Here is an 8,486-nt window from a genome sequence, read left to right as displayed (position 1 = left end):
GTGGGGTCGGGCAGCTTGCTGGTGCTGTACCTCGAAGGGCAGGCGGGCATCGCGATATGTCCTCACTCAGGGTGTCCACGCCCTGGTTCGACGAGACCGACGGCGAGAGTTCCTGGCTCCCGGGGCTACCTACCCCGGTCACAGTGGCGGGACCGCGCCGGACTTGCACCGGCTTCCTCTGCTGCCGTCGTACATGGCTCCGGCAGTCCACCACGCACCCGAACGGCAGTCAACTTGCTGTTGACCTGCGGCGGGAGAGTGTGCAGAACCCCACACCGCCGGTCCGGGGGACGGCGGACCCGCCGCACACGGACGGCCGGGCGGGTACGGAACCAGAAGTTCCGTACCCGCCCGGCCGTCGGGCGATCGGTGCCGTCAGGCCACGATCAGATAGATCCCGTACGCCACCGCCGCCGCGCAGGCTGCGAAGCAGGCGTACGCGCCGGTGACCGCGAGGGCCGCCGAGTCACCCTGGGCCGTGGCCCTCTCCTGACGGGAGAGGCCCATGATGCCGAGGGTGAACAGGGCCACGAGGCCCACGGTGACCACGAGGCTGACGCCGAAGACGGAGCCGAGCGCTTCCCAGTCGATCTTCATGGTGAGGCTTCCTTAGCGCGGGGTGCGGGCTCAGACGGCGGCCGGCGGGGCGGCCGGCTCCGAAGCGGTGGCAGTGGCAGGGGCCAGGATCGTGGCCGTGAGGCCCTCGGCCGGCGTGCCGGTGGGCGGCGGGGCCACTGCGGCGATCGCCGTGGTCACCACGCCGGCCGGCTCGTCGGGGACGACGTTCGACGCGTCCACGATCTCGCGCCGCGAGATCTTCCAGATGGCCGCGCTGGAGGCGATGAGGAAGACCGCCACCGCCGCCGTACCCCCGTCGCCGAGGTTCGTGACCGACTCGGCCAGGGCGCCCACCAGGGCCGCCGCCGGGAGCGTCAGGCACCAGGCGACCAGCATGCGGGTGGCCGTGGACCAGCGGACGATGCCGCCCTTGCGGCCGAGGCCCGCGCCCATCACCGCACCGGAGACGGAGTGCGTGGTGGAGAGGGAGAAGCCGAGGTGGGAGGAGGCCAGGATGACGGTGGCCGCGCTGGTCTGGGCGGCGAAGCCCTGCTGCGGCTGGAGGTCGGTCAGGCCCTTGCCCATGGTGCGGATGATGCGCCAGCCGCCCAGATAGGTGCCGAGCGCGATGGCGAGGCCCGCCGAGAGGATGACCCAGGTGGGCGGGTCGGAGTCGGGTGCGACGACGCCGCCGGCGACCAGGGCGAGGGTGATGATGCCCATCGTCTTCTGCGCGTCGTTCGTGCCGTGGGCGAGCGAGACCAGGCCGGCCGAGGCGATCTGCCCGGTGCGGTAGCCCTTCGCGGCGGCCTTGCCGTCGGCCTTCCTGCCCAGCCTGTACGAGAGGCGGGTGGCCAGCATGGCGGCGACGCCCGCGACGATCGGCGCGGCGATCGCCGGGATCAGGACCTTGGTGACGAGCGCGTCACCGTGGACTGCGCCCGTGCCGGCCGAGGCGATGGTGGCGCCGATCAGACCGCCCATCAGGGCGTGCGAGGAACTGGAGGGCAGACCCACCAGCCAGGTCAGCAGGTTCCAGAGGATCGCGCCGACCAGTGCGGCGAAGATGACCTCGGGACGGATGCCGCTCTCGTCGACGAGACCCTTGGAGATCGTGTTGGCGACCTCCACGGAGAGGAAGGCGCCCACAAGGTTCAGCACGGCGGACATGGCCACCGCGACCTTGGGCTTGAGTGCACCGGTCGAGATGGTGGTGGCCATCGCGTTGGCGGTGTCGTGAAAACCGTTCGTGAAATCGAACGCGAGTGCGGTGATAACCACAATCGCGAGGATCAGCGAGAAGTTTTCCATTTACCCAGGCAATCGTTCGAAGTCATTGGTGAGTTGAACGTAGGTAACCTGGGTGAACGGAAGATGAACTGAGCAGGGCCGCACGGTGACCGGAGTGAGCGTCCTTCGGTATGTCGTACCTTCCTGACCCCGCACGGCCCAGGTGCCTCAGGGCTACGACCCCCGGGCGAACTTCTTCAGCCGGCTCGCGGACCCGTTGAAGAGATTCTGATCACCCGGCAGGCCGCCGCTGTTGTCGTACTGCCAGATCGTCCAGTTCGACCATCCGGCAGGCAGGGCACCCGCGTCCGCCGAGTGGTAGCGGGCCACCCACAGCGCGTGGTTCGAGGCGAAGGCGCCGCTGCCGCCCGTGCAGGTGTTCCACCAGTGGGCGGTCGTGTAGATCACCGGACGGCGTCCGGTGAGCCGCTTCACCTCGGCGCTGAACGACCTGATCCAGTCGACCATGCCCGCCGGGCTCAGGCCGTAGCACTTGTGTTTCCTGTCGTACGGGTTGTATTCGACGTCGAGCGCGGGCGGCAGCGTCCAGCCGTCCGCGGACCAGGCGCCGCCGTTGCGCACGAAGTACGCGGCCTGTGCCCTGCCCGACGACTTGTCCGGCAGCGCGAAGTGATAAGCGCCGCGGATGATGCCCGCGCCGCGCGCACCGTCGTACTGCTCCCCGAAGTGCGGATTGCGGTAGTCGGTCGACTCGGTCGCCTTCACGTAGACGAACTCGGCGCCCCCGGCCCTGGCCTTCGGCCAGTCGACGTTCTTCTGGTGCGACGAGACGTCGTGCCCCCTGGGCAGCCCCGCCGCCGAGACCGGCGCCCCGGCGAGCGCCATGCCGCCCACGGTGAGCGCGGCCACGGACACGGCCAGGGCGCGGGTTCGGTGAAAGGCCATGAATCCCCCGGGAATGGCGTCGTGCAGGACAAAGCCCAGAGAGTACGGGAAAGGTAATGCATTACGGACGATCTCAGGCCACGCCACAAAAGAAAGGTGTGTATGCCGACATGAGCCTTTCCGGAGACCGGGCTTCCGACCCGAAGTGCCCCGGCCCGAGGCGGCCCGGCACCGCGGGCTGGCAGGATCGCGGCATGGCTGAGGAGCAGCAGGATCCGCGGGACGTACGAGGCGTCGGAGCCGGCGCACAGGACGCGTTCGAGTCGTGGGGGAGAGGTGTGCACGCCGAGGAGGCCGACGCCTGGGAGGAACTGGTCGCCACGGCCCGCCGCACCGTCTCCGACGGACTGGTCGTCGGCACTTCCGGCAACGTCTCGGTGCGCGTCGGGGACACGGTCCTGGTCACGCCGTCGGGTGTGCCCTACGACCGCCTCACGCCGGACGACGTGACGGGCGTCGACCTCGACGGCACCCAGGTCCTCGGCAGCCTGGTCCCCACGAGCGAACTCCCCATGCATCTCGCCGTCTACCGCAGCACCGACGCCGGCGCGGTCGTCCACACCCACGCCGTGCACGCCACGGCCGTCTCCACCCTGGTCCCCGAACTCCCGGCGATCCACTACATGGCCGGCGCGCTCGGCGGGCCCGTCCGTGTCGCCCCGTACGCCACCTACGGCACCGACGAGTTGGCCGAGAACATGCTCCACGCCCTCGCCGACCGCTCCGCCTGCCTCCTCCAGAACCACGGCACGATCGCCTACGGCACCACCCTCGCCCAGGCCTACGACCGCACGGCCCAACTGGAGTGGATGTGCCACCTGTGGCTGACGGCCCGCTCCCTCCCGGACCTGACCCCCAACCTCCTGACGGAGCAACAGGTGGCGGAGGCCGGGGAACGGTTGCGGGGGTACGGGCAGCGGGGGTGAACGGTCCCGTCACCCGGGCGCCGTTCGGTGGGTCAGCCCCCAACGCACCCGCGGCCGCCGACGGCGCAAAGGGGCGCGGGGAACTGCGCAAAAAACGCCCGCCCCCACCGAACCCGCACAGGCCGCCGCAGGCACCCGCACCCGCCCACTGGCCCATCCCCGCCCCCACCGCGACACTGAAAGGCGTGCGCAGTGTCAAAGCGACGGCCGCCGCCGTCACCGCAGCCCTGGCAGCCGGCGCGGCCGGAATCGTCGCCGGGAGGATCGCCGGCGACGCCGGACTGAAGGCGCCACCGGGCCGGCCGCTGCCCGGCGAACCCCGGCTCACCGTGCACGCCACGGCCGCCGGCCGCATCGCCCTCACCCGCGACCTCGCCGCCCTGCGCCCCGGCACCTACGGCCTCCTGGGCGACGCCTCGCACGCGACCGTCGGCCCCGTCCTCGCGGAGGAGCACCACTCCGCCGACACGGTCGTCCGGCGCCTGGAGCGCGTCACCCACGGCACCCTGAAACCCGGCGACAAGGTCTGGCTCACCCCGAACGCATACGTCGGCGACCCGAAGTCCGCCCTCGGCATCGACCACACCGACATCGACGTCCCCGGTGAACTCGGCTCGCTGCCTGCCTGGTTCGTCCCCGGCGTACGGGACACCTGGGTCATCGCCGTCCACGGCCTCGGCTCGACCCGCGAACACGCCCTGAACATCCTGGAGTTCCTGCACCGCCACCGCTTCCCGGTACTCGTCCCCGCCTACCGCGGCGACGAAGGCGCCCCCCGCCCGCCCGACGGCCTGAACCACTTCGGCGAGACCGAGTGGCGCGACCTGGACGCGGCGATGCGCTACGCCGTCAGCCACGGCGCCCGCCAACTCGTGCTGCACGGCTGGTCCACCGGCGCCACGATGGCCCTGCGGGCCGCCGCCCGCTCCGGCCTGCGCGACCGCGTCAAGGGGCTCGTCCTGGACTCCCCGGTCCTCAGCTGGGAGCGGACCCTGCGTGCCCTCGCCGCCGCCCGCCACACCCCCGGCGTCCTCCTCCCGCTCGCGGTACGCGCGGCACAGGGTCGCGCCGGCCTGCCCAGCGACGACTCGGGTCTGTACACGAGCCGCGGCGGCCCGTACACCGACCGCACGACCGACACCGACACCGACACCGACCGGACCGACGTCGGCCCGGGCCACGCCAGGCGCACGCCCCCGACACTGGTCTTCCACGGCCCGGACGACACGGTCGCCCCCTGGGACCTGTCCCGCCGTCTCGCCGCCACCCACGCCGACCGGATCACCCTCCACACGGTCCGTCAGGCCCCGCACGCGGCGATGTGGAATGCCGACCCCGGCGCCTATGAGGAGGCACTTCGCCGCTTCCTCACGCCCTTGATGTGACATCCCGGCACCCCCGCAGAACCCCGCCCGGCATCCCGGCCCCACCCGGTTCCGCAGGTTCCGTTTAAGCGCGTACTACTGGCCTGATCCCGGCGTATGCCCCTCCGCGCGGCCCCGGCGTTGGCCCTGCCCGTAGCCCGCGGTGACATTCCGTTTGGGTTTTCGGACCGTCAACCGGAAGACTGCACCCGTGACGTCCCGTATCCCGCGCGACTCCAGGCTTCGACTCGTCCGCCCGCGACCCCTGGCCGCCGCCCCCTCAGCTGTGAACCAGCGGCGCCCACGCCGCCCCGCGCCGCGCCCGCCGGAAGGCACCCCGGCGCCCGCGGTACTGGCCAGAATGGCGCGCTCCGGTCTGGCCGACGCGGCCCGCGTCGCCCACTGGGCCGACGACGCCCTCCGCCCCGGCGGGGACGGCACCGGCTCCGACGGCAAGGGCACCCTCTCCGACGAGACAGCCGCGCGCGCGGCCGCGGCCCTCGGCCTGACCGCGACCCGGATCCGCGCCGCCTGGGACACCGCCCGCCTCGCCGGACTCGTCGAGGTGCACGGCGACACCGCACGCCCAGGCTGGCGGCTGCGCGCCTGGGACCGTGACGACAGCGCCGTACTGCGCGGCTGGGTCGCCCTCTTCGACGCCTGGTCGCTCGCGTTCCCCGAACCCACGGACCGCGAGCCCGCTGCCGTCGCCGAAGTCGTCTCGTCCATGCCCCAGGTGCTCTCCTTTCTTCAGCTGTCCGCCGGGCCCGTCCCCGTGGAGCAGCTCCTGGACCTGCTGGAGCAGCGCGTCACCGAACTGCGCACCGCGCGCTGCGAGATCCCCTACGGCCCCCAGCCGGAACCGGAGACCGAGGCGGCCGCCCCGCAGGACGCCCTGCTGGCCCCCCTTCTCGACTGGGCCCTGCGCGCCCTCGCCTCCGTCGGCGCCCTGACCTACGGCGACGGGCAGGCCACTCTCACCCCGCTCGGCAGCTGGGCGGTGTGGGTCAAGCTGGAGCAGATCTGCGTCGCCGCGCAGAGCCCCGCCGGCAACATCGAGGTCGCCGCCGACGAGATGCTCCGCGGCTGCGCCCAACTGCGCCCCAACGCGGCCCGCGCCGAGTACCGGGCCTGGCTCGCCGCCCGCACCGTCGGCAGCGCCGTCACCGAACTGCTCGGCGCGGCCCGCGGCGACGACGCCCTGCTGCGCGGCCTCGCCTTCGAGGCCCTGCGTGTGGTCGGCGCCCCCGCCGAGCCCGACGTCCGCTCCGTGGCCGACGAGCCCACCCTGCGGCCGTACGCCCTGCTGTGGCTGGCGGAGCACGACGGCATCGACCCGGAGGACGCCCACGAGGTCCTCACCCGCGAAGAGGCCACCTGGCTGTGGGTCGACACCGCGGCCGCCGTCGCCGACCACGGCGAGGCCCCGATGCTGGTCCGGCACCTGGAGTCCGCGCTCCAGCCCACCGTCCACGCCCTCCTGAACGAGGTCAGGGCCGTGGGTCACCCGCGCACCGTGCAGGTCCTGGTCGCCCTCGCCGCAGCCCACCCCGACCCGGCCCTCGCCAAGGCCGTCCGCCGCGCCGCCTTCCAGGTGCACACCGGCGGCAGCTAGGGCCCGCCGCGTCCGTCGACGGCCGCCCCGTCGCGGTGTCCGGCACGCTCCCTGGAGGGGGCACCCCCACTCGCCGCGCCGGCCGAGGGCTCACCCACGTCCAGTACGAGGGACTCCGGCCGGCACACCGAGAGAATGCTCGGACGCCGCTCCTCGACGGGCAGACGCTGCCGGTCGCGGCACCGGCGGGCGCTCAGGCCTCCATGTCGGGGGCGTACGTCCCGAAGCTCCACACATTGCCCTCGGCGTCCCGGGCCATGTAGTCCCGGGAGCCGTAGTCTTGATCCGTCGGGGGCATCAGAATCTCCGCGCCGTGCTCCACGGCACGGCGATGATGTGCGTCGACGTCGTCCACGACGACGTACACCCCGGACGGACCCGCGTCCTTCATCACCTTGTCGTAGGCGCTGCTGGTCCCCTTCGAACCGAGCATCACAGCCCCGTTGCCCTGCACCAGCTCGGCGTGTGCCACCAGGCCGTCCTCGCCCTCGTACACCGCGAGTTCGGTGAACCCGAAGGCTTCCGTGAGCTGCCTGATCGCCGCCCGGGCGTCCGCGTACCGCAGTGTCGGGTAGATGCTGGGCCGCCCGCTGCTCGAACCTGCCATGCGATCACTCCTTTGTGACCAGAAACGTGGACCAGGAAACAGACCTGGAAGCCGGGACCGGAAACCGGAGAGTCAATCCGTCGACCAGTCTGGCAGCGACCACTGACAACAGCCTCTGGGCAGGGCGGACGGCTCAGCGGAAGGTGTCGCACCGTGCCATGTCCCCGGTCCGGTAGCCCTCCCGGAACCACTGCTGGCGCTGCTGCGCAGACCCGTGCGTCCACGTCTCCGGCGTCACCCGCCCCTGGAACCGTTCCTGGATCCGGTCGTCGCCCACGGCCGCCGCCGCGTCCAGACCGTCGGTGATGTCGGCCTCGGTCAGGCTCGTGATCAGCGGCCGCCCGGTCGACTCGTCCTTCGTCGTGGTCGCGTGATGGGCCCACACCCCGGCATAGCAGTCCGCCTGCAGCTCCACCTTCACCGAGTTGCTGTCCGCGCCCGCACGTCCGTCCTGCGACCGGCTCAGCGTGCCCGTCAGGTCCTGCACGTGATGGCCGTACTCGTGCGCGACGACATAGGCCTGGGCGAAGGCTCCTCCGCTCGCCCCGAACTTCGACCGCAGTTCGTCGAAGAACTCCAGGTCCAGATAGACCTTCCGGTCACCGGGGCAGTAGAAGGGCCCCACCGCCGAGGTCGCCGACCCGCACGCGGTACCGACCTGCTGACTGAAGAAGACCGTGGGGGAGGCCGTGTAGGTGGCGCGGCGGCGCTCGAACTCCTGGTCCCAGTAGTCCTGCACGCTGTTGACCACCGCCACGATCCGGCAGTCGTCCCGTGTGTTCGCGTCCTGCCCGGTGTGGCAGCTCCGCTGGACCTCGGCAAGGCTGGACGCGGTGCCCGCGGGCTGGGAACTGCCGTCGGTGAGGCCGAGCTGGTCCGGCCCGACCCCGAGGAACAGCCCCAGCACCAGCGCGATCAGTCCGACGACACCGCCGCCGACGGTCGCCCGGCCGCCCGGGATGCGGCTGCCCCGCACGTCCTGCACCTCGGAGGTGTCCAGCCTGGCATCGTCGTCGAACTGCATGCGGACTCCGCCCTCTGCGCGCACCGGCCCCTTGCAGGGCATCTTTGCCCGGCCACCCGTCCCCGGCCTCGGAGATACACCCGGACGAGGGACGACAACCCGGACCGATCGGATGCCCGAAGGGAGACCAACCGAACACCCGAACGCAGAAGAAGTGCTTGCACGGCCCCGTTAGACTTGGCCCATGGCCATTCTC

General features: G+C 71.9%; 8 protein-coding genes and 1 riboswitch. Of the genes, 3 read left to right on the top strand and 5 right to left on the bottom strand.

Translation table 11 applies throughout. The features are described from left to right. Positions 1–86: 86 nt before the first annotated feature. Positions 87–228, bottom strand: a riboswitch (cobalamin riboswitch). A gap of 147 nt (positions 229–375) precedes the next feature. The 3 genes from OHT57_RS11780 to OHT57_RS11770 form a co-directional block, all read right to left on the bottom strand. Continuing rightward, positions 376–597, bottom strand: coding sequence for a hypothetical protein (locus tag OHT57_RS11780; protein WP_020121372.1), 222 nt, complete (start codon positions 595–597; stop codon positions 376–378). A gap of 30 nt (positions 598–627) precedes the next feature. Continuing rightward, positions 628–1,869, bottom strand: coding sequence for an inorganic phosphate transporter (locus OHT57_RS11775; RefSeq protein ID WP_328746103.1), 1,242 nt, complete (start codon positions 1,867–1,869; stop codon positions 628–630). Between the two features lie 153 nt (positions 1,870–2,022). Continuing rightward, a complete protein-coding gene (locus tag OHT57_RS11770; RefSeq protein ID WP_328746102.1) occupies positions 2,023–2,754 on the bottom strand; it encodes a lysozyme in 732 nt (243 codons plus the stop codon). A 194-nt stretch (positions 2,755–2,948) separates the two neighbouring features. Here OHT57_RS11770 and OHT57_RS11765 point away from each other — a divergent pair, with 194 nt between their 5' ends. The 3 genes from OHT57_RS11765 to OHT57_RS11755 all read left to right on the top strand — a co-directional run bounded on the left by OHT57_RS11765 (position 2,949) and on the right by OHT57_RS11755 (position 6,659). After that, a complete protein-coding gene (locus OHT57_RS11765) occupies positions 2,949–3,680 on the top strand; it encodes a class II aldolase/adducin family protein (protein ID WP_328746101.1) in 732 nt (243 codons plus the stop codon). Positions 3,681–3,865: 185 nt separating this feature from the next. Continuing rightward, entirely contained in the window at positions 3,866–5,065 is a 1,200-nt protein-coding gene (locus tag OHT57_RS11760; RefSeq protein WP_328746099.1) for an alpha/beta hydrolase, read from the top strand. A gap of 190 nt (positions 5,066–5,255) precedes the next feature. Further along, a complete protein-coding gene (locus tag OHT57_RS11755; RefSeq protein WP_328746098.1) occupies positions 5,256–6,659 on the top strand; it encodes a hypothetical protein in 1,404 nt (467 codons plus the stop codon). A gap of 193 nt (positions 6,660–6,852) precedes the next feature. Here OHT57_RS11755 and OHT57_RS11750 read toward each other — a convergent pair whose 3' ends face one another. Together OHT57_RS11750 and ypfJ are read right to left on the bottom strand one after the other, a co-directional pair. Next, positions 6,853–7,266 carry a VOC family protein gene (locus OHT57_RS11750; RefSeq protein ID WP_328746097.1) on the bottom strand — a complete coding sequence of 138 codons (414 nt, stop codon included), beginning with the start codon at positions 7,264–7,266 and terminating at the stop codon, positions 6,853–6,855. 133 nt (positions 7,267–7,399) lie between these two features. Then, the gene (ypfJ, locus tag OHT57_RS11745) at positions 7,400–8,290 is read right to left on the bottom strand and encodes a KPN_02809 family neutral zinc metallopeptidase (RefSeq protein WP_328746096.1); all 891 of its coding nucleotides are present in this window, start codon (positions 8,288–8,290) and stop codon (positions 7,400–7,402) included. Positions 8,291–8,486 lie beyond the last annotated feature (196 nt).

Origin of the sequence: Streptomyces sp. NBC_00285 (assembly GCF_036174265.1) — a bacterium.
In the GTDB taxonomy this organism is placed as follows: Bacteria; Actinomycetota; Actinomycetes; order Streptomycetales; family Streptomycetaceae; genus Streptomyces.
Note: the sequence above shows the minus strand (reverse complement) of the source record. Positions and strands in the feature narration are given on the sequence as shown.

Coding starts and splice junctions, on each gene's coding strand:
- OHT57_RS11780 (WP_020121372.1), bottom strand. CDS start 597: ATGAAGATCGACTGGGAAGCGCTCGGCTCCGTCTTCGGCGTCAGCCTC.
- OHT57_RS11775 (WP_328746103.1), bottom strand. CDS start 1,869: ATGGAAAACTTCTCGCTGATCCTCGCGATTGTGGTTATCACCGCACTC.
- OHT57_RS11770 (WP_328746102.1), bottom strand. CDS start 2,754: ATGGCCTTTCACCGAACCCGCGCCCTGGCCGTGTCCGTGGCCGCGCTC.
- OHT57_RS11765 (WP_328746101.1), top strand. CDS start 2,949: ATGGCTGAGGAGCAGCAGGATCCGCGGGACGTACGAGGCGTCGGAGCC.
- OHT57_RS11750 (WP_328746097.1), bottom strand. CDS start 7,266: ATGGCAGGTTCGAGCAGCGGGCGGCCCAGCATCTACCCGACACTGCGG.
- ypfJ (WP_328746096.1), bottom strand. CDS start 8,290: ATGCAGTTCGACGACGATGCCAGGCTGGACACCTCCGAGGTGCAGGAC.